Genomic DNA, 25252 nt, shown 5'->3' with positions numbered 1-25252 from the left:
AAAATGGCTCCGGAAGTCTACGTATCCAAAAGGAAAGCGCGGGACCGAAGTCCCGCGCCCCTTCGGTTTCGCCCATAAGGGAGCGTCAGCCCTTACAGACGTCTGCCGAACCGTCGGCGCCATCGCGCCGGTCTGTTAAAGCGTGTCGGCTCCGCCGAGCCTGTTGCTGCCTTAACGGAGCGGATCGTGAAAAGTTGCGGCAATTCAGACATCAAGCGTTGGCTGGTGGCGCCGCCGCGACGGACGCAGCCATCTCCTGTCGGCGCCAATGCCCAAGATTTGGGCATCCCGACGCCGTGACTACGATCTGGACTTTCGCGCGAAAATCGCCGACGACATTGCTGTGATCGATGCCCTGCAGATCTCCTCAATCGGCGCCGCGCCCGCCCCCATGGGTACGGCCGCCGGCGCGCCGGCCGAGGCCCCTGCCCTGCAGCGGGCCCGCGGCGAGGGCCGGCTGACGGCCACGCTGCGCGACGGTCGGACGCGGATCGCCGGCCTCTACCAGGAGGGCTGCGCCAAGATCCGGCTGCCCAACACGCACCATCGCGGCCTCGAGGCGGTGCTGATGAACACCGCCGGCGGGCTGACCGGCGGCGACCAGCTGCGCTGGCGCGCCACGGCGGGCGCCGGCACGCGGCTGGCGCTGACCACGCCGGCCTGCGAGCGCATCTACCGCTCGCTCGGCGGCGATGCGGTGGTCGAGACCCGGCTGGCGGCGGAGGCCGGCGCACATCTCGACTGGCTGCCGCAGGAAACCATTCTGTTCGAAGCCGCGCGGCTCGACCGCCGGCTGGAGGTCGATCTTGCCGATGGCGCGACGCTCACTGCGGTGGAGGCGGTGCTGCTCGGGCGCGAAGCCATGGGCGAGGCCGCAACGACGGCGCGGCTGCGGGAGCATTGGCGCATCCGCCGCAACGGCCGGCTGCTCCACGCCGAGGCCACCGAGCTGTGCGGCGACCCGTGCGAACGCGCCGCCGCCTCGCTGCTCGACGGCGCCCTCGCTTTCGCCACCGTGCTGCACGTCTCGCCGCTGGCCGAGCGCCGGCTCGCGGCGGTGCGCGCGCTGCTGCCGGCGAGCGGCGGCGCCAGCGTCGCCGGCGAGCGGCTGACGGTGCGGCTGCTCGCCGCCAGCGGCCTCGCCTTGCGCCGGTCGCTTTCGCCCATTATCGCTCTGCTGGCCGATGCGGGGGGCGTGCCCCGCCTCTGGAGTTTGTAGATGAACCTGACGCCCCGCGAGAAGGACAAGCTGCTGATCGCCATGGCGGCGATCGTGGCGCGCAAGCGGCTCGAGCGCGGCGTCAAGCTCAACCACCCCGAGGCCATCGCGCTGATCACCGATTTCGTGGTCGAGGGCGCGCGCGACGGCCGCTCGGTCGCCGAACTGATGGAGGCCGGCGCCCAGGTGGTCGGCCGCGCCCAGGTGATGGAGGGCATCGCCGAAATGATCCCCGACGTGCAGGTCGAGGCCACCTTCCCCGACGGCACCAAGCTCGTCACCGTGCACCAGCCGATCCGATGAGCGCGACCATGGTTCCCGGCGAAATCATCACGCAGGCGGGCGACATCGAGCTCAATGCCGGGGCACCGGTGGTGACGCTCGAGGTCGCCAATGCCGGCGACCGGCCGATCCAGGTCGGCTCGCATTATCACTTCTACGAGACCAATGCCGGCCTTCGGTTCGATCGCGACAAGGCCCGCGGCATGCGGCTCGACATTGCGGCGGGCACCGCCGTGCGCTTCGAACCGGGACAGTCGCGCGAAGTGCGGCTGGTGCCGCTGGGCGGCAAGCGCATCGTTTTCGGATTTCAGCAGAAGATCATGGGTAAGCTCTGATGGACGACCGCGACGCCGTATTTCGCGACAAGCTGGTTACGCTGATGCGTGATCTCACCGCCGGCGAAGGCCGCGACAAGAAGCTGCGCCGCACCATCGGCATGTATTCGGACAAGCTGGCGAAGGATGCCGGGGCACGCGACTGGAGCGACCTCAAGGAGCGCGCCGACGGCCCCACCTACGATTCGCTGCTGCAGTTCTTCCAGGCGCAGACCGCCATCATGCTCAAGCACCATGACACCGAGGGCGCCCGGGCGCTCGAAGTGCTCGCCATTTCGATGATCGCGCGCCGGCAATATGCCGAGGACCTGCAGCCGGGTATCGACTTCCTCGACCGCTACATCGCCGAATGCGCCAGCAATGCGCGCAAGCGCGGCGCGCACGTGCTGCCGGCGACCGGCAGGCGCTGACCGTGGCCGAGGCCGCCTTCATCGCCGGTTTCCATGACGCCGTCGACCGGCTCGACCGCACCGCCCGCCACGACCACGAGACCATGTGGCTGCTCGGCAGCCTCGCGGCGCGCCTGGTGCGCGAGGCGGGCGCCGACAACTGGACCGACCTCAAGCTCAGGATCGGGCCGACGGCGCTGACCGAGCTGGTGACGACGCTCACCGCCCAGGCCAACGCGCACGCCGCCGCGGGCAGCGCCAGGGCCGCCTACGTGGCGCACCTGCTCGCCTCGTCGCTGGTCGCCGGCCGCATCGCCGACGCCACGGTGCGCCAGCGCGACCAGATGCTCAACACCTTCATCGACACCGCCGCCACCGTTTTCCGCCAGAGCCACAGCGCCGCCTAGCGCGGCCACGGGGGACCGCCATGCCCGCTCGAATTTCCCGCGCCGTCTATGCCGACATGTACGGCCCGACAACCGGCGACAGGGTGCGCCTTGCCGACACCGATTTGATCATCGAGGTGGAACGCGATTTCACCGTCTACGGCGAGGAGGTGAAGTTCGGCGGCGGCAAGGTGATCCGCGACGGCATGGGCCAGAGCCAGGCGACGCGCGCCGAAGGCGCCGTGGACACCGTCATCACCAATGCGCTGATCGTCGACCACACCGGCATCTACAAAGCCGATGTGGGGTTGAAGGACGGCCGCATCGCCGGCATCGGCAAGGCCGGCAATCCGGACACGCAGCCGGCCGTCAGCATCGTCATCGGCCCCTCGACCGAGATCATCGCCGGCGAGGGCCGGATCCTCACCGCCGGAGGCATGGACGCGCACATCCATTTCATCGCGCCGCAGCAGATCGAGGAAGCGCTGATGAGCGGCGTCACCACCATGCTGGGCGGCGGCAGCGGCCCGGCGCATGGGACGCTCGCCACCACCTGCACCGGCGCCTGGCACATCGGAGTGATGATGGGCGCCTTCGAGGATTTTCCGATGAATCTGGCGCTCGCCGGCAAGGGCAACGCCAGCCGGCCGGCGCCGCTGGTCGAGATGGTCGAGGCCGGCGCCGCGGCGCTGAAGCTGCACGAGGACTGGGGCACGACGCCCGCCGCCATCGACACCTGCCTCGCCGTCGCCGACGACCACGACGTGCAGGTGATGATCCACACCGACACCCTCAACGAGAGCGGCTTCGTCGAGGACACCATCGCCGCCTTCAAGGGCCGCACCATCCACGCCTTCCACACCGAAGGCGCCGGCGGCGGGCATGCGCCGGACATCATCCGCGTCGCCGGGCTGCCCAACGTCATCCCGTCGTCGACCAACCCGACGCGGCCCTACACGGTGAACACGCTGGCCGAGCATCTCGACATGCTGATGGTCTGCCACCATCTGTCGCCCGCCATCGCCGAAGACGTGGCCTTCGCCGAAAGCCGCATCCGCAAGGAGACCATCGCCGCCGAGGATATCCTGCACGACATGGGCGCCTTCTCGGTGATCTCGTCGGACAGCCAGGCGATGGGGCGCGTCGGCGAGGTGATCATCCGCTGCTGGCAGACCGCCGACAAGATGCGCAAGCAGCGCGGCCGCCTGCCGGAGGAGAGCGGCGACAACGACAATTTCCGCGTCCGCCGCTACATCGCCAAATACACCATCAACCCGGCAATCGCGCACGGCATGAGCCGGCACATCGGCTCGGTGGAGGTCGGCAAGCGCGCCGATTTGGTGCTGTGGCATCCCGCCTTCTTCGGCGTGAAGCCGGAGATGGTGCTACTCGGCGGCGTCATCGCCGCAGCGCCGATGGGCGATCCCAACGCCTCGATCCCGACGCCGCAGCCGATGCACTACCGCCCGATGTTCGGCGCCTATGGCGTTGCCAGGCGCACCAGCAGCGTGACCTTCACCTCGCAGGCGGCGCTCGCCGCCGGCATCGGAGAGAGATACGGGCTGCACAAGACGCTGCTGCCGGTCGAGAACACCCGCGGCGGCATCGGCAAGGCGGCGATGGTCCACAACAGCGCCACGCCGAGGATCGAAGTCGACCCCGAGACCTACGAGGTGCGCGCCGATGGCGAGCTGCTGACCTGCGAGCCGGCGACTACGCTGCCGATGGCACAGCGGTATTTTCTGTTCTAGCGGCGGGCGCAGGCTCGGCGGCCTCGGGCGGCTCGAGGCGGAAGCGGTAGCCGTGCAGCGTCAGCGTCGGCGTGAGGCCGAACGGGCTCCGCGCGAAGGCGGCGACGCGCCGGTGCAGTTCGGCCGGGTCGATGTCGGGATCGATGGCGCACATCGCCTCGGTGCTCTGCCGCGTGCTCTTGCGCGGTCCCCAGGCGATGCCGAGCTCGGCGAGCGGCGCATCGCCGACCAGCGCCGGCGACAGGTCCCAGAACAGCTTTGCCAGATGCTGGAACGCCAGCGTCTCGAGCCCGTCGAGCGTCGGCGGCTCGGGCATGGCGAAATCGGACATGGCGACGATCGGGCCGGCGTCGACCGCCTCGACCATGCGGTGCACCGTGGCGCCGAACCGCCGCGCCCCGTCATAGAGCGCGAACTGCGCCGGGCTGAGGCCGGGATAGCCGGGCGGTCCGGGATGGAAATTGTAGGCGCCGTGGCCGAGCCCGGCGAGCACCTGGCCCGGAACGATCACCGATGTGACGAAGGCGATGAGGCGGCTTTCGGCGAGCGTTTCGGCACCGAGCGCGGCGAGATCGGCCCGCGAGCCGGCGGCGATGATCCGCATGTCCGGCCGGAACGCGGCCAGCCGCGCCGAGAGAATGGCCCGTTCTCCCGGGCCGGTCAGCAACACCACGGACTTCAGCATCGAACTTCTGGTCGAAACGCATCGGCGCCTTCTGCGCCGGCCGCCCTTCTACACCGGCAGGCGTCGCCAATTCGCTAACGCCGGCACGCCCGGCCGATTTGCGCGCCTCCCGGATGCGGGTATAGTCGGCGCATGAACAGGATCGACCTCAAACGTCTCGCCTCCTACGACGAGGATTTTGCCCTCTGGTCGGCCGAGCAGGCCGCGCTGCTGCGCGCCGGCAAGCTCGAGCGCGTCGATCTGGAGAATGTGGCCGAGGAGATCGAGAGCCTGGGGAGAAGCGACAGATACGAAATCGACAGCCGCATGGAGGTCCTCATCCAGCATCTGCTGAAATGGCAGTTCCAGCCGGAAAAGCGGACGAATAGCTGGAAGGCGAGCATTCGGGAGCAGCGCATGAGGATCGCTCGCCTCATTGCGGAGAGCCCCAGTCTGAAGCCCTATCCGGCGACATCGGTGGCCGGCAGCTTCACCATCGCTCTCGACAAGGCAATCAGCGAAACGCAGTTGCCGGAGTCGGCCTTCCCCGCAACTTGCCCCTACACGGCTGCACAAATCCTAGACGATACGTTCTGGCCAGGACCAAGCAAATGAATCGCCTCCTTTTCGTCATCTGCCCGCTAGTCGCCGCCCTCGCCTCCCCCGCTTTGGCCGATGTCAGCATCGGGGTGGGGCTCAGCGTCACCGGCGATGCCGAGGTGAAGGTCACCAAATACGATTGCCCCGGCCACGATCCGCTGACGGTGCAGTACCTCAACGCCTCGCCGAACTTCCTGGCGCTGATCCCGATCAACGGCGAGACGCTGATCTTCGTCAACACCCTCTCGGCCTCCGGCGCCAAGTACGAATCCGGCCAGTACATCTGGTGGAACAAGGGCGCCGACGCGACGCTGTCCGACATCACCGAGGGACTCGACGCCGCGCCGGTGATGAGCTGCTCGGAACTCAACGACACGCCATAGCTCCATGATCCGCGCCACCGCCGCCCTGCCCGCCAACCACGGCAAAGGCAAAGCCTTCGCCCAGCTCACGCTGCCGTCCGACCAGCGGCGGCTGCGCCGCAAGGTGCTGGCGGTGAAGGGCGAAGAGGTGCTGGTGGATTTCGCCGAGCCGGTGACGCTCGACCATTTCGGCGGGCTGCTGCTCGAGGACGGACGCATCGTCGAGATCGTCGCCGCCCCCGAGCCGCTGCTCGAGATCACGCCGCGCGGCAGTGAGCACCTGGCGCAGCTTGCCTGGCATATCGGCAACCGGCACATGGCAGCGCAGATCGAGAAGAAGCGCATTCTGGTGCCGCGCGATCATGTGGCCAAGGCAATGCTGGCCGGCCTCGGCGCCGAGGTGCGCGAGGTGACCGAGCCGTTCCTGCCGATGCAGGGCGCCTATCACGCGCCGCATTGAGATGGCCGACGGCGTCGTCCTGCAGCGCCTGCTGACCTGGCTGTCGCCGGCCTTCCCGGTCGGCGGCTTCGCCTGGTCGCAGGGGCTGGAGACGGCGATCGCCGACGGGCGCATCGCCACCGGCGCCGCTCTCGCCGCCTGGCTCGACGGGCTGCTGACGCATGGCGGCCTCAGGACCGACGCCATCGTCCTCGCTCACGCCCATCGCGGAAATGGCGACCCTGCGGCGTTGCGCGAGCTGGCCGAGCTGCTGCTGGCGCTGACCGCAGCCGCCGAGCGGACCGAGGAGACGACCCTGACCGGCGGCAATTTCGCGCTCGCCGCGCGCGCCTGGCCGTCCGACGTGTTCGCGCGGCTGCCCGACCCCTGCCCCTATCCGGTGGCGGTCGGCGCCATCGCTGGCGCGCAACGGATCGGGCTTGGCGAGACGCTGCTCGCCTACCTCACGGCGGCCGTGCAGGCGCAGGTGTCGGTGGCGGTGCGGCTGGTGCCGCTCGGCCAGACCGCCGGATTGCAGGTGCAGGCGGCGCTGGAGCCGGCCATCGCCACGCTGGCCGGCGCTGCGGCATCGGCGTCACTCGACGCCATCGGCGGCATCGCCTACGCCGCCGACATCGCGCAGATGCGCCACGAAACGCTGGAACCCCGGATCTTCCGCTCATGAACATGCTGGTCGGATCGCTGACCTTCCTGCCGCTCTTCACCGTGGCTTTCGCCCACTACCTCTGGGCCTTCGGCAACACCTGGCCGATCCGCAACGAAGCGCTGCTGGCGCAGACCGTGGTGGGGCGGCCGGGGGTCACCCGCATGCCCAACCGGCTCGTCACGTTCCTGGTCGCTACGGCGCTGATCGCCGCCGGCCTGGTGGCGCTGTCGCTGGCCGATCCGGTAGCGGGCGGCACAGGGCTGACGCTGCTCGGCGTGCTGCTGGCGCTGCTGTTCATCGGCCGCGGCGTGCTCGGCTACACGCCGGGCTGGCGGGCGCGCTTTCCCGCTGAACCTTTCGCGTCGCTCGACCGCAAGAACTATTCGCCGCTCTGCTTCTGGATTGGAGCGGGATTCCTGATCCTCGTGCTGATGAGATTGCTATGACCGCAATGAATGGCCCGCTCCGCATCGGCATCGGCGGCCCCGTCGGCTCGGGCAAGACCACGCTGTGCGAGATGCTGCTCAAGGCGATGCGCGACCGCTACTCGATGGCGGTGGTGACCAACGACATCTATACGCGCGAGGATGCGCTGATCCTCAACCGCGTGCAGGCGATCGCCGAGGACCGCATCGTCGGCGTCGAGACCGGCGGCTGTCCGCACACCGCCATCCGCGAAGACGTGTCGCTGAACCTCAACGCCATCGCCGACCTCACCCGGCGCTTCCCCGACCTCGACATCGTGCTGATCGAAAGCGGCGGCGACAATCTGAGCGCGACGTTCTCGCCCGATCTCGCCGATGTGACGCTCTATGTGATCTCGGTGGCCGAGGGCGAAAAAATTCCGCGCAAGGGCGGCCCGGCGATCACCCGCTCGGACCTGCTGATCATCAACAAGGCCGACCTCGCGCCCTACGTGAACGCCAGCCTCGCGGTGATGGAAGCCGACACGCTCAAGGTGCGCGACGGCCGGCCCTATGTGTTCACCGATTTGCTGCGGCGGCAGGGGCTGGACGAGGTGATCGCCTTCATCGAAAGGACCGGCGGGCTGCGGCCGGCCGCCGCGGCGGAATAGTGCCGGCCTATGTCCGGATGCGACGCGACCTTGCCGCACCGATCGTGCCGGCACCGCCGCCTGCCGGAATTTCGCTCCAGCAGTACGGCGAGCAGACGGCACGCGCCGCGCGCGAGATGATGCGACGGGTCTATCCGGAAGGCCTCGGCGACAACGGCATATCGTTCGAGGGGTTCTGGGACTGGCTGCGCGCCGATCCGGACTACGATGCGGACCTGATGTTCGTCGCCGCGCTTGGTGGCGATGTCGTGGGGCTTTGCCATTGCTGGCGCAGCGACTTCATCAAGGATCTCGCGGTCGACCCGTCGTTTCGTAACCGGGGGCTTGGGACCTTCCTCCTCACCCACGCGCTCACGGCCTTCGCGCGACGCGGGGCGCCAAGCGTCGATCTGAAGACCGAGCTCGACAATGTGAAAGCCCAGTCGCTTTACCGGCGGCTGGGCTTCGAGATCGTCGAGCGGGTGAACGGCTAGGCCGTTTTCGGCGCCGGCACTTCGCCGGGGAATTGCGGCGGCGGCGCTTCGGCCGGCGGCGGGGCCTGTTCGGGCGGGCCCGCGGGCGGCACGCCTTCGGGCTCCTTGGCGGGCGGCGGCTCCTTGTCGGGCGGCACCTCGCTGGGGTCCTTGTCGGGTGGAATCTGGGTGCGCAGCAGCGCCACGACCGAACGTGGCGGCAGCGTCACCACGCCGCCGGCGATCGGCAGTTCCTCCTTGTCGTCGGAGACGAAGCCGACCTCCCACGCGCCCTCGGGCAGGCGCGCCGGCATGGTCTCGGCGTGCCGGTTGAACCACACCAGCACCTCGTCGTCGGTGGTGCGCAACTGCATGCCCAGCATCGACTGGCCGGCATTGTTCCAGTCGCCGTCGTTCATCTCGCGGCCGTCCTGGTGCCACCACACCACGTCGCGGATGCCGTGCTTGCCCTTGCCGTCGAGGAAATGGTCGTGCGTCAGCGCCGGGTGTTCCTTGCGGAAGCGGTGCGCGGCGGCGACGTAGTCGACCAGCGCGCCGTCGGCGTGTTCCCAGTCGAGCCAGGTGATCTCGTTGTCCTGCGCATAGGCGTTGTTGTTGCCCTGCTGCGTGCGGCCCATCTCGTCGCCCTGCTGGATCAGCGGCATGCCGCGCGACATGAACAGCGTCGCCAGCAGCGCCCGCACATCGCGCTTGCGCGCCATGTTGATGCCCTCGTCGTCGGTCGGACCTTCCGCGCCGCAGTTCCAGGACTGGTTGTTGTTGTTGCCGTCGCGGTTGCCCTCGCCATTCGCCTCGTTGTGCTTGTCGGCATAGGAGACGAGATCGGCCAGCGTGAAGCCGTCATGCACGGCGAGGAAGTTGACCCCGGCGCTCGGCTTGCGGCCGGCGAAATTGTAGATCTCGGCCGAGCCCGCGACCTTGCCGGCCAGCGCCCCGATCTTGCCGGGCTCGCCGCGCCAGAAGCCGCGCACCTCGTCGCGATAGGTGTCGTTCCACTCGCGGAACTCCTTGCCGAACTGGCCGACGCCATAGCCGCCCGGACCCGGATCCCACGGCTCGGCGACGAGCTGGCACTTGCTCAGCACCGGGTCGGTCTTGATCATCTGCAGCATCCTGGCGTCCGGGTTGAAGCCCGGCTCGCGCCCGAGCACCGTCGCCAGGTCGAAGCGGAAGCCGGAGACGCCGGTCTCCTCGACCCAGTAGCGCAGGCTCTCGACCACCAGCCGCTGCACCGCCGGATGGTCGCAGCGCAGCGTGTTGCCGGTGCCCGAATCGTTGACCAGCACCTGCTTGCCGTCGATTTCGACGTGCCGGTAATAGGTCCTGGCGTCGAGCCCCTTGAGGCTCAGCACCGGTCCGAACGCATCGCCCTCGCCGGTGTGGTTGTAGACCACGTCGAGAATGACTGAAATGCCGTTCTTGCGATACAGGTCGGTGAGGAACCGCAATTCCTGCGGCCCGCGCGGTGCCAGCCGCGGATCGATGGCGAAATAGCTGACCGGATTGTAGCCCCAGGCGTTGGTGAGCCCCAGCGCCGGCAGATGGCCGTCGTCGATGAAGGCCGCGATCGGCATCAGCTCGACGCAATCGACGCCGAGGAATTTGAGATGGTCGATGATACGCCGGGTGGTGAGCCCGGCGACGGTGCCGCGCAGCGGACCCTGCACGCCCGGATGGCGCATGGTGTAGCCGCGCACATTGAGCTCGTACATCAGGCTCGGCGCCTTGCGCCGCGGCGTCTGGTGCTTGTTGATCTGCGGCGACAGCACCACGGCCTTGGGCACCAGCGGCGCGGTGTCGACGGCATCCTCGCGCGGCAGCCTCAGCCGCGGCGAGCGCACGAACACCCGGTCGATGCGGCGCGCATAGGGATCGACCAGGAGCTTGTTGGGATCGAAATGCAGGCCCTGATCGGGATCGTAGGGACCATCGGCCCGAAGGCCGTATTTCACCCCCGGACCGATGCCGGCGATCAGCCCGTGATGGATGTTGTCGTCATGCCCGTCGAGCTCGAAGCGCTCGATCTCGCTGTCGGCCTCGTTGTAGAGCGACACGTAGAGCGCCGACGCCGTCTCGGAATAGACGGCGAAGTTGATGCCTTCGGCGGTGACGGTGGCGCCGAGCTTTTCGGCGCTGCCACCATGGGGGACCAGTTGCGGTTTCACGACTCCGGCGATCTCGGGCGGTTCAGGTGATGACGCTCGGCGCGTCACGGCCGGTCCGCTCGCGAATCTGGGCGATTCGGTCGGCAAGGGAAATGAGGAACGAGAGGGCGGATTGGGTGTCGAGGTCGTGCTGTCCATGCGCAGGTTCGTACCGTTCGAGGTACAGGCGCAACGTTGCGCCCACCGTCCCGGTTCCACTCAGCCGCAGCACGATGCGGCTGCCGTCGGCAAACCCGATGCGGATGCCCTGGTGGGCGCTCACCGACCCGTCCACCGGATCGTGGTAGGTGAAGTCGTCGGCATAGGAAACCTTGAGCCCGTCATAGGTTGCATTGGCGATCGCGGGAAGTTGCGCCCGCACATCGTCCATCAGCTTGTTGGCGACGGCGGCGTCGACCTCTTCGTAATCGTGCCGGGTGTAGTAGTTGCGGCCGTAGATGGCCCAGTGGTCGCGCACGATCTCGTCGACCCCCTGCCCGCGCGCCGCGAGGATGTTGAGCCACAGCAGCACGGCCCAGATGCCGTCCTTCTCGCGCACATGGTTGGAGCCGGTGCCCGAGCTCTCCTCGCCGCAGATGGTGACGCGGCCGGCATCGAGCAGATTGCCGAAGAACTTCCAGCCGGTCGGCGTCTCGTGCATCTCGATGCCGAGCTGCTCGGCGACGCGGTCGGCGGCGGCGCTGGTGGGCATCGACCGCGCGATGCCGGCGATGCCGTTGGCATAGCCCGGCGCCAGCGGCGCATTGGCGGCAAGCAGCGCCAGCGAATCCGAGGGCGTGACGAACCGCTTCTTGCCGATGATGAGATTGCGGTCGCCATCGCCATCCGATGCCGCCGCGAAATCCGGGCCGGCGTCGGTCATCATCAGATCGTACATGTCCTTGCAGTAGACGAGGTTCGGGTCGGGGTGGCCGCCGCCGAAATCGGGCAGCGGCGTGCCGTTGACCACGCTGCCCCTGGCGGCGCCGAGCATGTCCTCGAAGATGCGGTGCGCGTAAGGGCCGGTCACCGCATGCAGCGCATCGAAGCGCATGGTGAAGCCGCTGGCGAACATCGCCCTGATGGCATCGAAATCGAACAGCGTCTGCATCAGCGCGGCGTAGTCGTCGACGGAATCGATGACCTCGACGGTCATGTCGCCGCATTTCTGCGTGCCGATGGTGGCGAGGTCGATGGCCGGCGCGTCGCTGATCAGATAGCGGTCGATCACCTTGGAGCGCGCGAACACCGCCTCGGTGATCTTCTCCGGCGCCGGCCCGCCATTGCCGACATTGTACTTGATGCCGAAATCGCCCTGCGGGCCGCCGGGATTGTGGCTGGCCGACAGGATGAAGCCGCCGAACGTCTTGTAGTGGCGGATGATGTTCGAGGTGGCCGGCGTCGACAGGATGCCGTTCTGCCCCACCATCACCTTGCCGAAGCCGTTGGCGGCGGCCATGCGGATGATGGTCTGGATGGCGACGTCGTTGTGGTAGCGGCCGTCGCCGCCGATCGCCAGCGTCTTGCCCTTGACCCCGTCGAGGCTGTCGAACACCGACTGCACGAAATTCTCGACATAATTCGGCTGCGTGAACACCGGCACGCGCTTGCGCAGGCCGGACGTGCCCGGCCGCTGATCGTCGAACGGCGTCGTCTTAACCGTCTGCGTCGCCATTGTCGTTTACCCCCAACAGCTTCTTGTAGAGCTTTGCGTATTTTTCGGCACTGGCATCCCAGCTCACGTCCGACTTCATCCCCCGGCGCTGCATTTTGCGCCAGAGCTTTTCGCGCCCATGCAAATGCATGGCGCGGTTGACCGCGTCCATCAGTGCCTGCGGCGTCGCCGGCGCAAAAACGATTCCGGTGGCGACGCCCGCCTCCACCGCCGCCTCGTTGGCGTCGATCACCGTGTCGGCGAGGCCGCCGACACGGCTGACCAGCGGCACGCAGCCATAGCGCAGGCCGTAGAGCTGAGTGAGCCCGCACGGCTCGAACCGCGACGGCACCACCATCACGTCGGCGCCGCCCTGGATCAGATGGCTGAGCCCCTCGTCATAGCCGCGGATGAACCCGACCTTGCCCGGATGACGAAGCGCCGCACCGGCGAAGCCGTCCTCGAGGTCCTGGTCGCCCGAGCCCAGCACCGCCAGCTTGCCACCGGCCGCGACCAGCGGGTCGATCAGCTCGACCAGCATGTCGAGGCCCTTCTGCCGCGTCAGCCGGCTCACCACCGAGAACAGCGTACCGGGCGAATCGTCGAGATCGAAGCGCAGCTCCAGCGCGCGCCGGTTGCCATGCCTGAGCTCGGTGGTGTTGTGGCCGAAATTGGTGTGCAGCGCCGGATCGGTCTGCGGGTTCCACGCCGCTTCGTCGATGCCGTTGGTGATGCCGGTCAACACGTCGGCGCGCGCCTGCAGGATGCCCTCGAGGCCCATGCCGTAGTCCTGCGTCTTGATCTCGAGCGCGTAGGTGGGGCTGACCGTGGTCAGCGCATCGGCGACCTGCAGCCCGCCCTTGAGGTAGTTGATGAGGCCGTAATACTCGATGGCGCTCTCGCGCGCCGCCCGGTCGTCCATGCGGAGCTCGGCGAAGATGTCCCAGCCGAACAGGCCCTGGAACGCGATGTTGTGCACGGTCTGGATGGTCTTGGCGCGCACGCCGCCGTTGAAGCGCGCATAGACCGGCACCAGCCCGGCCTGCCAGTCGTGGCAGTGGAGGATGTCGGGATTGATGCCGTCGACCATGCCGCGCCCGAGCTCGTAGGCGGCATAGCTCAGCGCCGCGAAGCGCCGCCAATTGTCGGGCCAGTCCTTGCGGTCGGGCCCCAGATACGGATTGCCCGGCCGGTCGTAGAGGTGGTCGGCGCGCAGCGCGATGATGTCGAGCCCCTTGGCGCGGCCGGCGACGAGCTCGGCCATGCCGCCGAAGAACGCCGGATAGGTCGCCAGCACCTGCGGGTTCTCGATCGCCCCCAGCACCGCCGGGTAGCCCGGCAGCAGGGTGCGCATCGTCACGCCGTGGCTCTGCAGCGCGCCCGGCAGCGCGCCGGTCACATCCGCCAGCCCGCCCGTCTTGACCAGCGGGTAGGCCTCCGACGCGACGGAGATGACCTCGATCATTTGTTGGCCAGATAGTGGTCGATCATCGGCTGCGTGATCAGCGTGACGCCGTCGTCGGTGCGGCGGAACCAGCGCTTGTCGAAATCCGGATCCTCGCCGACCACCAGCCCTTCGGGCATGACGACGCCGCGGTCGACCACCACCTTGTGCAGGCGCACGCCGCGGTTGATGGTGCAGTACGGCAGCACCACCGCCTCGTGCAGCAGCGAGTAGGAGTGGACGCGCGAGCCGGTCGACAGCAGCGTACGCTCGAGCCGGCCGCCCGACACGATGCAATCGCCCGAGACCAGCGAATTGACCGCCTCGCCGCGCCGTCCCTCGAAATCGTGCACGAACTTGGCCGGTGGCGTGATCTCGGCGAAGGTCCAGATCGGCCAGTCGCGGTCGTAGAGGTCGAGCTGCGGGTTGACGTCGGTCAGATCGACATTGGCTTTCCAGTAGGCATCGATAGTGCCCACGTCGCGCCAGTACGCCACCTCTTCGTTGGCCGAGCGCACGCAGGAGCGCGGGAAGCGGTGCGCCCAGGCCGAGCCGTTCTTGACGATGTAAGGGATGATGTCCTTGCCGAAATCGCGCGCCGAACCTTCGGTCGCGGCGTCGCGGCGCAACTGCTCCATCAGGAAGCGCGTCTCGAACACATAGATGCCCATCGAGGCGAGCGCGTAGTCCGGGTTGTCCGGGATGCCCGGCGGGTCCTTCGGCTTTTCGACGAAATCGACGATCCGGTCGCGGCCGTCGACATGCATGACGCCAAAGCCGGTGGCTTCCATGCGCGGCACTTCGAGGCAGCCGATGGTCACGTCGGCGCCGGTGTCGACGTGCTGGCGCAGCATGATCTCGTAGTCCATCTTGTAGATGTGGTCGCCCGCCAGGAGCACGATGTAGCGCGGCCCGTAATCCTCGATGATGTCCATGTTCTGGTACACGGCGTCGGCGGTGCCCTCGTACCATTGCGTTTCGCTGACCCGCTGGCTCGCCGGCAGGATGTCGAAACTCTCGTTGCGCTCGGTCCTGAGGAAGTTCCAGCCGCGCTGCAGATGGCGGATCAGGCTGTGCGCCTGGTATTGCGTCGCCACCGAGATGCGGCGGATGCCCGAGTTCAGCGCGTTGGACAGCGCGAAATCGATGATGCGCGACTTGCCGCCGAAATACACCGCCGGCTTGGCGCGCCGGTCGGTGAGATCGTAAAGCCGCGTGCCGCGCCCCCCGGCGAGCACATAGGCCATCGCCTCGCGCGCCAGCGGCGATGGGGTCCGGTAGTCTGCCATGGTCTCCCTCCTCGCCCGGATCAGTCCGGGTCGTATTTCAGATACAAGGTTGCCAGCGGCGGCACGTAGAGATCCGCATAGGCCGGCATCCAGCTATTCCCCTCGCTCGGCCGGGCCTCCACCTTTCCCTGGTTGCCCGAATTCGACCCGCCATACCAGCCGGCGTCGGTGTTGATGCGCTCGCTCCACTGGCCGGCACGCGGCATCGGCACCCGATAGGTCTCGCGCGGCACCGGCGTCAGATTGGCGATCACCACCACCGGGCTCGCCCCGTCCGAGCGCCGCGTCCAGGCGAACACCGAATTGGCGTGGTCGTTGCCGATCAGCCATTCGAAGCCTTCCGGCTCGTTGTCGCGCCCATGCAGGGCCGCGAGCTCGCGATAGGCGCCGTTGAGGTCCATGATCAGCCGGCGCACGCCCTCGTGCATGCCGGCATCGAGCAGCCACCAATCGAGCCCCTTGGACTCGTTCCATTCCTCGCGCTGGGCAAATTCCTGGCCCATGAACAGCAGCTTCTTGCCCGGCCAGCCCCACATGAAGGCGTAGTAGGCACGCAGCGTCGCAAACTGCTGCCAGTCGTCGCCGCTCATCTTGGCGATCAGCGAGCCCTTGCCGTGCACCACCTCGTCATGGCTGAGCGGCAGCACGTAGTTCTCGCTGAACGCATAGAGCGCCGCGAACGTCATGTCGTTATGGTGGTAGCGCCGATGGATGGGGTTGCGCGCCATGTAGCGCAGCGTGTCGTTCATGAACCCCATGTTCCACTTGAAGCCGAAGCCCAGCCCGCCCGCATGCACCGGCGCCGACACGCCGCTCCAGGCGGTCGATTCCTCGGCGATCATCATCACCCCCGGATGCAGCCGGTAGACCTCGGAATTGACGCGGCGCAGGAACTCCACCGCCTCGAGATTGTGGTTGCCGCCGAACTGGTTGGGCACCCACTCCCCCGGCTGGCGGGAATAGTCGAGATACAGCATCGAGGCCACCGCATCGACGCGCAGGCCATCGACGTGGAACTCCTCGAACCAGTAGAGCGCATTGTTGACGAGGTACGATGCGACCTCCTTGCGCCCGAAATTGTAGATCGCCGTATTCCAGTCCGGGTGGTAGCCCTGGCGCGGATCGGCATGCTCGTAGAGCGCCGTTCCGTCGAACTGCGCCAGCCCGTGCTCGTCGGTAGGAAAATGCGCCGGCACCCAGTCGAGGATGACGCCGAGGCCCGCCTTGTGCGCCGCATCGACGAAGCGCTTGAACGCCGCCGGCTCGCCGAAGCGCGAGGTGGGCGAATAGAGCCCGGTCGGCTGGTAGCCCCAGCTCGGATCGAACGGATGCTCGGAGATCGGCAGCAGCTCGAGATGGGTGAAGCCCATGTCCTTGGCGTAGGGCACCAATTGCTCCGCCAGCTGGTCGTAGCTCATGAACTGGCCGTCGGCGCGCTTGCGCCACGAGCCCAGATGCACCTCGTAGATGGAGACCGGGGCGCGCCGCCAGTCCTTCTTGCCGCGCGCCTCGAGATATTTGCCGTCGCTCCACTCGAACGGCGTCGGATCGGCGACGATCGAGGCGGTCTTCGGCCTGAGCTCCGACTGTCGCGCGAACGGGTCGGCCTTCAGCGGGCGGAGCGTGCCGTCGGGCCCGACGATCTCGTACTTGTAGATGGTGCCCGGCCCGATCGCGGGGATGAACACCTCCCACACGCCGGTATCGATGCGGTTGCGCATCGGATGGCGGCGGCCGTCCCAGTCGTTGAACGGCCCGACCACCGAGACGCGCCGCGCATTGGGCGCCCACACGGCGAAATGCACGCCGGGCACGCCCTCGAACTCCATCGCATGCGCACCGAGCTTGTCGAACAGCCGCAGATGCGTGCCCTCGTTGATGTAGTAATCGTCCATCGGCCCGAGCACCGGACCGAAGCTGTAGGGATCGAACACGTCCCACTCGCCGCCCTCGTTGCGGGCGCGGTAGCGGATCGGCTGGCGCTGCTCGACGTCGACCCGACCCTCGAAGAAGCCGGCCTCGTCGCGGCGCAGCAGCTGCCCCAGCGGCCGGCCGTCGCGGGTGAACGCCTCGACCGATTGCGCATGCGGGATGAAGGTGCGCGCCACCCAGATGCCGTAGGGCTGCTGCAGGCCGAGGATCGCGAAGGGGTTCGCGTACTGCCCCTTGACGATCTGCTCGACCTCGTCGGGATGGGCCTGCCACTTCTCCACCGGTTACGCCCCTTACGCCTGACTGACCGGCACGCCCCAGATGTCTTCGGCATATTGCCGAATGGTCCGGTCCGAGGAAAACCAGCCCATATGGGCGGTGTTCCTGATGGCCATCGAATACCATTTGCGACGGTTCTGCCAGATACCGTCGACCTGCTTCTGCGCCGCAGCATAGGCGTCGAAATCGCGCGCCACCATGAACCAGTCGTGGTCGTAGAGGCCGCCGATCAGGTCGCGGTAGCGGTTGGGATCGTCGGGCGAGAACACGCCCGTCGAGATCATCTCCAGCGCCTCGCGCAGCGCCGGCGAGGCGTCGATCGCCGACCGCGGCACCTCGGTGCGGGCGCGCTTGGCCGTGACCTCCTCGGCGGTGAGGCCGAAGATGATCATGTTGTCCTTGCCGACCGCGTCGAGCATTTCGATGTTGGCACCATCGAGCGTGCCGATGGTCACCGCGCCATTGAGCGCAAACTTCATGTTTCCGGTTCCGGAAGCTTCAAGTCCCGCCGTCGAGATTTGTTCCGACAGGTCGGCCGCCGGCATGATGATCTCGGCCAGCGACACGTTGTAGTTGGGCAGGAACACCACCTTCAGCAACTCGCGCACGGAGGGATCGTTGTTGATCACCTTGGCGACGTCGTTGATCAGTTTGATGATGAGCTTGGCGTTCCAGTAACTGGGCGCCGCCTTGCCGGCGAACACCTTGACCCGCGGCACCCAGGTGAGTTCGGGGTGCGCCTTGATCGCCTGGTACTGCGCCACCGCCTGGATGACGTTGAGCAGCTGCCGCTTGTATTCGTGGATGCGCTTGACCTGCACGTCGAACAGCGCCTCCGGCGACACGACGAAATCGAGCCGGTCCTTGATCACCTCGGCGAGCCGCTGCTTGTTGGCGAGCTTGACGGCGGCGAACTGCTCCTGGAAGCCCGGATCGTCGGCGTGCTTGTCGAGCCGCGCCAACTGGTCGACATCGTCGAGGAAGCCCGGGCCGATGCGCTCGGCAATCAGCCGGGTGAGGCCGGGGTTGCACTCCATCAGCCAGCGCCGCGGCGTCACGCCATTGGTCTTGTTGTTGATGCGTTCGGGATAGAGCTTGTGCAGCTCGGCGAACACCGTCTTCTTCATGAGCTCGGTGTGCAGCGCCGACACGCCGTTGACCGAATGGCTGCCGACGAAGGCAAGCTGTCCCATGCGCACGCGGCGGCTGCCGTTCTCGTCGATCAGCGAAATGGCGGCGATCTGCTGGTCGTTGAAGCCGGCGCGGGTGCGCGCTTCGGCCAGCACGTCGGCGTTGATGGCGTAGATGATCTGCATCTGCCGCGGCAGCAGCCGCTCGAGCAGCCCCACCGGCCAGGTCTCCAGCGCCTCGGGCAGGAGCGTGTGGTTGGTGTAGCCGAAGGTGCCCTTGACCAGCGGCCAGGCCTGCGCCCACTTCACCCCGTGGACGTCGATGAGGATGCGCATCAGCTCGGCGATGGAGATCGCCGGATGCGTGTCGTTGAGCTGAATCGCCACCTTGTCGGGCAGCGAAGTGAGGTCGCCATATTGCTGCAGGTGCCGGCGCACGATGTCCTGCAGCGAGGCGGACGAGAAGAAGAACTCCTGCCTCAGCCGCAATTCCTGCCCCGACGGCGTCGAATCGGCGGGATAGAGCACGCGGGTGATCGCCTCGGCGCGGGCGCTTTCCTCGAGCGCGCCGATGTGGTCGCCGGAATTGAACTTGTCGAGAAAGATCGGGTCGACCGGCTGCGCGCTCCACAGCCTGAGCGTGTTCACCCGCGCCCCGCGCCAGCCGACGATAGGGGTGTCGAACCCCACCGCGAGGAAATGCTCGGCCGGGCGCCATTCGAGCCGGGTCGAGCCGTCCGGTTCGGCAATCGGCACCACCTGCCCGCCGAAGCCGATCTCGTAGGTGGATTCGCGCCGCTCGAACTCCCACGGATTGCCGTGCGCCAGCCAGTCCTCGGGCAGCTCGACCTGCCAGCCCTCGCTCATTTCCTGGCGGAACATGCCGTTGGCGTAGCGGATGCCGTAGCCATAGGCCGGGATTTTCAGCGTCGACATCGAATCCATGAAGCAGGCGGCGAGCCGGCCGAGGCCGCCATTGCCGAGCGCCGCGTCGGGCTCGAGGTTGATCAGGTCGCCGAGGTCGACATTGAAGTTCTTCAGCGCCTGCCGCACCGGCTCCATGATGCCGATATTGCTCATCGCGTCGCGCATCAGCCGGCCGATGAGGAATTCGAGGCTCAGGTAGTAAACGCGCTTTTCCGAAGTGCGCCACGTCTTGCGGCTCGATTCCATCCACAGGTCGATGACGCGGTCGCGGATGGCGAGGATGGTGGCCCGAAGCCAGTCATGGGGGCGCGCGACGATGGCGTCCTTGCCGACAGAATATGTAAGTTTTTCAAGGATTTCGGCTTGAATGGCCTCAGCCGTGACGGCACGTCTCTCCGGCGTAGGGGCGTCCAGGACGATAGGCTTTTGCGGCATGACGCAATCCGATCAGCATGACGATGTATTCCCCTCTAGTTCGAGCACCATTGCATCAATCCAAAGCGGTTGGAAGCCCCGCGCCCGCCGCTTTGCCGGACCCGCCGATCCGGCTATGAGCATGCGGGGACACCAGATTTCGAGCCGGAACGCGTGACTGAGGGCCTGCCCAGGGAACGGGAGATCGACGGGCTGCGCAGCCTCGCGATCATCCCGGTGCTGCTCTACCATTCCGGCTGGGGCGGCATGCCCGGCGGCTTCGTCGGCGTCGACATCTTCTTCGTCATCTCGGGGTATCTGATCACCCGGCTGCTCGCCGCCGAGATGGCCGGCGGCCGCTTCTCGCTCTGGCGCTTCTACGAGCGGCGGGCGCGGCGCATCGGGCCGGCGCTGCTCGTGGTGATCGTGGCGACGGCCATCGCCGCGCTGCTGCTCATGGTGCCGCAGGACCTCGAACGCTTCGGGGATTCGCTGCGCTGGACGGCGCTGTTCGCCTCCAACATCTTCTTTGCCGTCAACACCGGCTATTTCGCCGCGCCGGCCGAGAGCTACCCGCTGCTGCATACCTGGTCGCTGGCGGTGGAGGAGCAGTTCTACCTGTTCTTCCCGCTCTTGCTGCTGGCGCTGGTGCGATGGCTGCCGCGGGGAACGGTGGCGGTGATCGCCGTGCTGGCGGCGCTGTCGCTGGCGCTGAGCGTGCTCGCGAGCCCGGTGCAGCCGAGCTATGCCTTCTACCTGCCGCTGACCCGGGCGTGGGAATTGTGGCTCGGCGCGCTGCTGGCGCTGGGAGTGGCGCCGGACCTGCCGCGCTGGGCCCGCGAAGTACTGGCGATCGTTGCGGTTACGGCCATCGGCTGGACCGTTTTCGCCCTGCCCGCCGGCATGCCGTTCCCCGGCTGGATCGCGCTGCTGCCGACGCTGGGCACGGCGCTGCTCATCCGCTACGCCCCGGGAACCGCGGTGGGCGCGGTGCTGCGGACGCCGCCGCTGGTGGGCGTCGGACTGGTCTCGTACTCGCTGTATCTGTGGCACTGGCCGCTGCTGTCGCTGGCGAGCTACTGGCTGCTGCGGCCGCTGACGACCAGCGAGGGCATGGTGCTGGTATGGCTGTCGGTGCCGCTGGCGGTGCTGAGCTGGAAATATGTGGAGCAGCCGTTCCGTAGCCGGACTTTCCTCACGCGCCGCATCATCCTCGCCGGCGCGGCCGCCGTGACAGTGTCGCTGGTTATCGCTGGTCAGGTTCTGCTGATGAGCGGCGGACTGCCAGGGCGGCTGCCGACCGAGGCGGCGCGGCTCGCCGCCTTCGCCGACGACATCTCGCCGCGCCGCGACGACTGCCACGAGCTCAACGCCCCGATCCCGCCCGACCAGGCCTGCGTGCTCGGCGCCAAGGCGGCCCCGACGATGGCGGTCTGGGCCGACAGCCACGGCGTCGAACTCGCCTATGCGCTGGGCGAGATCGAGGGCGCCGGCGGCGGCTCGGTGGCGGAATTCACCAGCTCCGCCTGCTCGCCCGGGCTCGGCTACAATCCGCCCGGCCGGCCGAACTGCGCCGCGCACAACCAGGCGGTGCTGGCGCACCTTCTCGCCCATCCCGAGATCCGCACCATCGTGCTCGCGGCGCTGGTGATCGCCGACGACGCGGCCGAGTTGAACGACGTTCTCCCCGGCCTCGCCGATGCGGTGGCGCAGCTGCGGGCGGCGGGACGCACGGTGGTGCTGCTCTACCCGGTGCCGACCGTCGACGGCATCGTGCCGACCCGGCTGGCGCGGCTCGACTGGCGCGACGGCACATTCGATCCGGTGTCGTACCCGCTTGCGACCTACGAGCAGCGGCTCAAGGGCACGCTGGCGGGGCTCGACGCCATCGTTGCGCACACCGGCGCCATCGTGGTGCGGCCGACGGACCTCTATTGCCCGAACGGCACCTGCCTCACCTACCGCGACGGCATCGTGCTCTATTTCGACTTCCACCATCCGACGCTGAGCGCCGCGCGGCTGCTGGCGCAGCAGGTCGTTGCGGCGGCCGGTCGTTGAATCGGTTCTCGACGGTTCGAGGCGACAGCGCTTGTGGCCCCCACCCCCATCCCCTCCCCGCAAGGGGGAGGGGGGCGATAGAGCCGCATTTTGCGGTGCTTCAGTCGGGCTCCCCTCCCCCTTGCGGGGCGCCAGCGTGGACGTGGCTAGTTGTCGGCCTTCTGCGGGGCGGGGTCGAGCATGACCGGCTCGGAGGGGCCGGTGACGGCGCCGCTTTCGCGCGCCTGCTCCTCGGCGTTGGAGAGCAGCAGGTCGCGGCCGGCGCGCAGCCCGCCGACGAGCTGCGCCGCGAAACGCTGGCGGTCGCGCTCGCGCACGCCATCGAGCACGTCGGCCACCTCCTCGTCGGACGAGCCGAGCAGCCGCAGCGCCTCGCCGCCGAGCACCAGCGCGGATTCGAACATTTCGCGGATCTGGTAGTCGACGCCCGCCTTGACCAGATCGAGCGCGGCGCCGCGGTCGAAGGCGCGCGCCATCACCTTGACCAGCGGAAACTCCGCATGGATCAGCTCGGCGATCCTGAGCGCATCGGCGCGCTTGTCGACGGCGATGACCACCAAATCGACCTTTTCGATGCCGGCGGCGCGCAGGATGTCGAGCCGCGTGCCGTCGCCATAATAGACCTTGGCGCCGAACTGCGCGGCGACGCGGATCATCTCGGTGTCGGTGTCGATCAGGCTGAGCTTGTGGCCCCTGGCGAGCAGCGCCTGGCTGGTGATCTGGCCGAAGCGGCCGAAGCCGATGACCAGCACGTCGCCGCTGAGCCCGTCGGGCTCCTCGACGCCGTCCATCGACTGCGCCGGCCGCGGCAGCAGGCGCAGCGCCTGGATGGTCAGCGGCGTCAGCACCATCGAGATGATGACGGTGGCCGAAAACACCGCCTGCTGGTCGGCGCTGATCAGGCCGGAGGCGGCGGCGGTGGTGTAGAGCACGAAGGCGAACTCGCCGCCCTGCGCCATCAGCAGCGCCCGCTCCAGCGCCTCGGCGAAGCTCGATTTCAGCAGCCGCGCCAGGACGAAGATCGCCCCGCCCTTGATCGCCATGTAGGCGACGACCGTGACGATCAGCATGCGCCAGTTCTGGGCGACGATGGTGACGTCGAGCGACATACCGACGGCGAGGAAGAACAGTCCGAGCAGGATGCCGCGGAACGGCTCGATATCGGCCTCGAGCTGATGCTTGAAGGTCGAGGTGGAAAGCAGCACGCCGGCAAGGAAGGCGCCCATCGCCATGCTGAGCCCGCCGAACTGGAACAACAGCGCCGCGCCCAGCACCACCAGCAGCGCCGCGGCGGTCATCACCTCGCGCGCCTGCGCGTTGGCGAGAATGCGGAACAGCGGGTTGAGCACCCAGCGGCCGATGAGGTTGAGCGCCGCGACGCAGCCGACGGCGATGAGGATGGCGAGCCACACCGGCGTCGCCCCGGCGGCGTCGGCGGCGCGCGGCGCCAGCAGCGCCACGACGGCCAGCAGCGGCACGATGGCGAGGTCCTCGAGCAGGAGGATGGAGACGATCCGCTGCCCGGGCGGCGACGCCAGCTCGCCGCGCTCGGTCAGCAGCTGCATGACGATGGCGGTGGAGGTCAAAACGAACCCCATGCCGGCGACGAACGCCACCGCCGGCGCAAAGCCGAGCAGCACCCCTGCCCCGGTGAGCAGCGCGCCGCACAGCGCCACCTGCAGCACGCCGACGCCGAAGATCTGCTTGCGCAGGCTCCACAGCCGGCTCGGCTCCATTTCGAGCCCGACGATGAACAGGAACAGCACCACGCCGAGCTCGGAGACGTGCAGGATCGCCTCGGGGTCGGCGATCAGCCTGAGGCCGAACGGTCCGATGGCGAGGCCGGCGGCGAGATAGCCGAGCACCGAGCCGAGGCCGGCGCGCTTGAAGATCGGCACGGCGATGACGCCGGCCGCCAGCAGCGCCACGACCTGCACCAGATCGATGCTGCTGGCCGCCGCCACCGCGATTTCGGTTCCGTGCGCAATCGCCTCGCCGGCCATGCCCGCCTCGTTTGCTGGGGCTCAAGACATGCGTGGCCGGCGGGCCGCGGTCAAGGCGTGGGGAGACTAGCTGCCTTTCGCGCCACGCGCTTCCTGCGCGGTGCCGCACCGTCGGCCGGGGCCTTGCGCTGGGGCTCGGCGGGAGGCGGCGGTTCCGGCTCGGCCGGCGCGGCGATGGCCGCCGCACGCGCCTCGAGCTTGCGGGCGACGATGCGCGGCAGGTTCTGCGTGGTGGGGAAGATGTGCATGACCAGCGACTGCAGCACCAGCAGCGTCGGCACCGCGATGAAGCCGCCCATCGGCCCCCAGATCCACAGCCAGAAGGCGATGGAAACGAAGATGATGAACGGGTTGAGGGTCAGCGCCTTGCCCACCAGGTGCGGGAAGACGATCTGGTCGGCGGTGAGGTTGATGGCGGCATAGACCACCACCGGCAGGATGATGCCGGCAAGGCTCGACTGCGTGCCGAGCCCGACCGCGAACAGCACGACGAACATCACCGCCTGCCCGACATAGGGGATGAAGTTCATCACCATGGCCAGCGCGCCCCACAGCAGCGGCGACGGCAGGCCCAGCAGGTAGGTCGCGGCCGCCGTGGCGATGCCGACGCCGAAATTGATCAGCGTCGCCGAGATCAGAAAGCGCGACACCTTGAGCTCGACGTCGCGGAAGACGTGCGCGGCGCGCCAGCGCATGCGGCGCGAGAAGCACAGCGACATCACCGAGATGCGGATGTTGTGCCGGGTGGCGAGGAAGAAATACAGCCCGGCGAGGAACAGCAGCGAGTCGGCGAGGATGGCCGGCGCCATCAGCGCCACGTCCTGCACCGGACCGCCGTCCTGCACCTTGACCGTCATCGCCGCGTCGGCGCCGAACACGCCCTTGAGCTGGTCCTGGATGGCGCCCAGCGCCTCGAACGGGGCGCGGAAATTGACGAGCTGCGCCTGCAGCTTTTCCCACAGCATCGGCCCGCGCGCGATCCAGTAGCTCAGCGGCTGCGCGAACATGGCGGCGGCGCTGGCCAGCACCGCGAGGAACAGCAGCACCACGACGCCCGCCGACAGCGCCGGCGGCACGCCGCGGCGCTCCATGGCGTCGGCCACCGGGCCGAACATCAGCCCGACCACCACCGCGAGGGTGATCGGCGCGAGGATCGCCCGGCCGAGCGCGAGCGCCAAGATCAGCGCCAGCGCGCCGACGATGAGCAGCGCGAACCGCGCCGAAACGCTCATCACCCGATCGAATTGCGGGCCCGACATCGATTTGGGAATGGCAGCCTGACGTGACGCTTTGGTGGCCAAGATCGTCCTCCAGCCCACAAGAAGGCCCGACCGCC

Annotated in this window: 23 protein-coding genes; 14 read left to right on the top strand and 9 right to left on the bottom strand. The window is 68.0% G+C overall.

Going from position 1 to position 25252, the window contains the following annotated elements:
- The first annotated feature begins 343 nt into the window (after positions 1–343).
- From BGO82_RS06600 to ureC, 6 genes are read left to right on the top strand one after another with little or no spacing between them, the layout of a single operon-like run.
- Positions 344–1219 (top strand): urease accessory protein UreD, encoded by an 876-nt coding sequence (locus BGO82_RS06600; protein WP_291304767.1) that lies wholly within the window; start codon positions 344–346, stop codon positions 1217–1219.
- Positions 1220–1522 carry an urease subunit gamma gene (locus tag BGO82_RS06595; RefSeq protein ID WP_291304766.1) on the top strand — a complete coding sequence of 101 codons (303 nt, stop codon included), beginning with the start codon at positions 1220–1222 and terminating at the stop codon, positions 1520–1522.
- A gap of 8 nt (positions 1523–1530) precedes the next feature.
- On the top strand, positions 1531–1836 hold the full coding sequence (locus BGO82_RS06590; protein WP_291305687.1) for an urease subunit beta: 306 nt from the start codon (positions 1531–1533) through the stop codon (positions 1834–1836).
- Entirely contained in the window at positions 1836–2246 is a 411-nt protein-coding gene (locus tag BGO82_RS06585) for a hypothetical protein (RefSeq protein ID WP_291304765.1), read from the top strand. The genes BGO82_RS06590 and BGO82_RS06585 overlap by 1 nt, the downstream gene beginning before the upstream one ends.
- Before the next feature lie 2 nt (positions 2247–2248).
- Positions 2249–2632 carry a hypothetical protein gene (locus BGO82_RS06580; protein WP_291304764.1) on the top strand — a complete coding sequence of 128 codons (384 nt, stop codon included), beginning with the start codon at positions 2249–2251 and terminating at the stop codon, positions 2630–2632.
- 20 nt (positions 2633–2652) lie between these two features.
- Complete coding sequence (gene ureC, locus BGO82_RS06575) at positions 2653–4362, top strand: urease subunit alpha (protein WP_291304763.1); 1710 nt, start codon at positions 2653–2655, stop codon at positions 4360–4362.
- Here ureC and BGO82_RS06570 read toward each other — a convergent pair.
- The gene (locus tag BGO82_RS06570) at positions 4325–5047 is read right to left on the bottom strand and encodes a formyltransferase family protein (RefSeq protein ID WP_291304762.1); all 723 of its coding nucleotides are present in this window, start codon (positions 5045–5047) and stop codon (positions 4325–4327) included. The two genes, ureC and BGO82_RS06570, sit on opposite strands and share 38 nt — an antisense overlap.
- 132 nt (positions 5048–5179) lie before the next feature.
- On the opposite strand from BGO82_RS06570, the gene BGO82_RS06565 reads away from it, so the two are divergent.
- The 7 genes from BGO82_RS06565 to BGO82_RS06535 are packed head-to-tail and all read left to right on the top strand — an operon-like array spanning position 5180 to position 8642.
- Positions 5180–5641, top strand: coding sequence for a DUF29 domain-containing protein (locus BGO82_RS06565; RefSeq protein ID WP_291304761.1), 462 nt, complete (start codon positions 5180–5182; stop codon positions 5639–5641).
- Complete coding sequence (locus BGO82_RS06560; RefSeq protein ID WP_291304760.1) at positions 5638–6009, top strand: MliC family protein; 372 nt, start codon at positions 5638–5640, stop codon at positions 6007–6009. The genes BGO82_RS06565 and BGO82_RS06560 overlap by 4 nt, the downstream gene beginning before the upstream one ends.
- 4 nt (positions 6010–6013) lie before the next feature.
- Positions 6014–6448 carry an urease accessory protein UreE gene (locus BGO82_RS06555; protein WP_291304759.1) on the top strand — a complete coding sequence of 145 codons (435 nt, stop codon included), beginning with the start codon at positions 6014–6016 and terminating at the stop codon, positions 6446–6448.
- Between the two features lies 1 nt (position 6449).
- Entirely contained in the window at positions 6450–7112 is a 663-nt protein-coding gene (locus tag BGO82_RS06550) for an urease accessory UreF family protein (RefSeq protein WP_291304758.1), read from the top strand.
- Complete coding sequence (locus BGO82_RS06545) at positions 7109–7540, top strand: DUF3995 domain-containing protein (protein WP_291304757.1); 432 nt, start codon at positions 7109–7111, stop codon at positions 7538–7540. The genes BGO82_RS06550 and BGO82_RS06545 overlap by 4 nt, the downstream gene beginning before the upstream one ends.
- Entirely contained in the window at positions 7537–8169 is a 633-nt protein-coding gene (ureG, locus tag BGO82_RS06540; RefSeq protein ID WP_291304756.1) for an urease accessory protein UreG, read from the top strand. The genes BGO82_RS06545 and ureG overlap by 4 nt, the downstream gene beginning before the upstream one ends.
- The gene (locus BGO82_RS06535) at positions 8169–8642 is read left to right on the top strand and encodes a GNAT family N-acetyltransferase (RefSeq protein WP_291304755.1); all 474 of its coding nucleotides are present in this window, start codon (positions 8169–8171) and stop codon (positions 8640–8642) included. The genes ureG and BGO82_RS06535 overlap by 1 nt, the downstream gene beginning before the upstream one ends.
- Here the strand turns inward: BGO82_RS06535 and glgX are convergent.
- Genes glgX through BGO82_RS06505 form a run of 6 tightly spaced genes read right to left on the bottom strand, consistent with a single transcriptional unit; the run spans position 8639 to position 19876 of the window.
- Positions 8639–10807: a glycogen debranching protein GlgX gene (gene glgX, locus BGO82_RS06530; protein ID WP_291304754.1), complete on the bottom strand. Its 2169-nt coding sequence runs from the start codon at positions 10805–10807 to the stop codon at positions 8639–8641. The genes BGO82_RS06535 and glgX overlap by 4 nt on opposite strands.
- 22 nt (positions 10808–10829) lie before the next feature.
- Positions 10830–12461 (bottom strand): alpha-D-glucose phosphate-specific phosphoglucomutase, encoded by a 1632-nt coding sequence (locus tag BGO82_RS06525; RefSeq protein WP_291304753.1) that lies wholly within the window; start codon positions 12459–12461, stop codon positions 10830–10832.
- Positions 12442–13902: a glycogen synthase GlgA gene (glgA, locus tag BGO82_RS06520; RefSeq protein ID WP_291305686.1), complete on the bottom strand. Its 1461-nt coding sequence runs from the start codon at positions 13900–13902 to the stop codon at positions 12442–12444. The genes BGO82_RS06525 and glgA overlap by 20 nt, the downstream gene beginning before the upstream one ends.
- Positions 13902–15173: a glucose-1-phosphate adenylyltransferase gene (gene glgC / locus BGO82_RS06515; RefSeq protein WP_291304752.1), complete on the bottom strand. Its 1272-nt coding sequence runs from the start codon at positions 15171–15173 to the stop codon at positions 13902–13904. The genes glgA and glgC overlap by 1 nt, the downstream gene beginning before the upstream one ends.
- A gap of 20 nt (positions 15174–15193) precedes the next feature.
- Positions 15194–17386: a 1,4-alpha-glucan branching protein GlgB gene (gene glgB, locus BGO82_RS06510; protein WP_291304751.1), complete on the bottom strand. Its 2193-nt coding sequence runs from the start codon at positions 17384–17386 to the stop codon at positions 15194–15196.
- Positions 17387–17398: 12 nt separating this feature from the next.
- The gene (locus BGO82_RS06505; RefSeq protein WP_291304750.1) at positions 17399–19876 is read right to left on the bottom strand and encodes a glycogen/starch/alpha-glucan phosphorylase; all 2478 of its coding nucleotides are present in this window, start codon (positions 19874–19876) and stop codon (positions 17399–17401) included.
- Between the two features lie 153 nt (positions 19877–20029).
- Between BGO82_RS06505 and BGO82_RS06500 the strand changes: the two genes are divergently transcribed.
- Positions 20030–21913 carry an acyltransferase family protein gene (locus BGO82_RS06500; protein WP_291304749.1) on the top strand — a complete coding sequence of 628 codons (1884 nt, stop codon included), beginning with the start codon at positions 20030–20032 and terminating at the stop codon, positions 21911–21913.
- A gap of 146 nt (positions 21914–22059) precedes the next feature.
- Here BGO82_RS06500 and BGO82_RS06495 read toward each other — a convergent pair whose 3' ends face one another.
- On the bottom strand, positions 22060–23916 hold the full coding sequence (locus tag BGO82_RS06495) for a monovalent cation:proton antiporter-2 (CPA2) family protein (RefSeq protein WP_291304748.1): 1857 nt from the start codon (positions 23914–23916) through the stop codon (positions 22060–22062).
- Between the two features lie 50 nt (positions 23917–23966).
- Positions 23967–25217, bottom strand: a complete 1251-nt coding sequence (locus tag BGO82_RS06490) for an AI-2E family transporter (protein ID WP_291304747.1) — start codon at positions 25215–25217, stop codon at positions 23967–23969.
- Positions 25218–25252 lie beyond the last annotated feature (35 nt).

It is taken from the genome of Devosia sp. 67-54, assembly GCF_001899075.1.
Taxonomy (GTDB): Bacteria; Pseudomonadota; Alphaproteobacteria; order Rhizobiales; family Devosiaceae; genus Devosia_A.
Note: the sequence above shows the minus strand (reverse complement) of the source record. Positions and strands in the feature narration are given on the sequence as shown.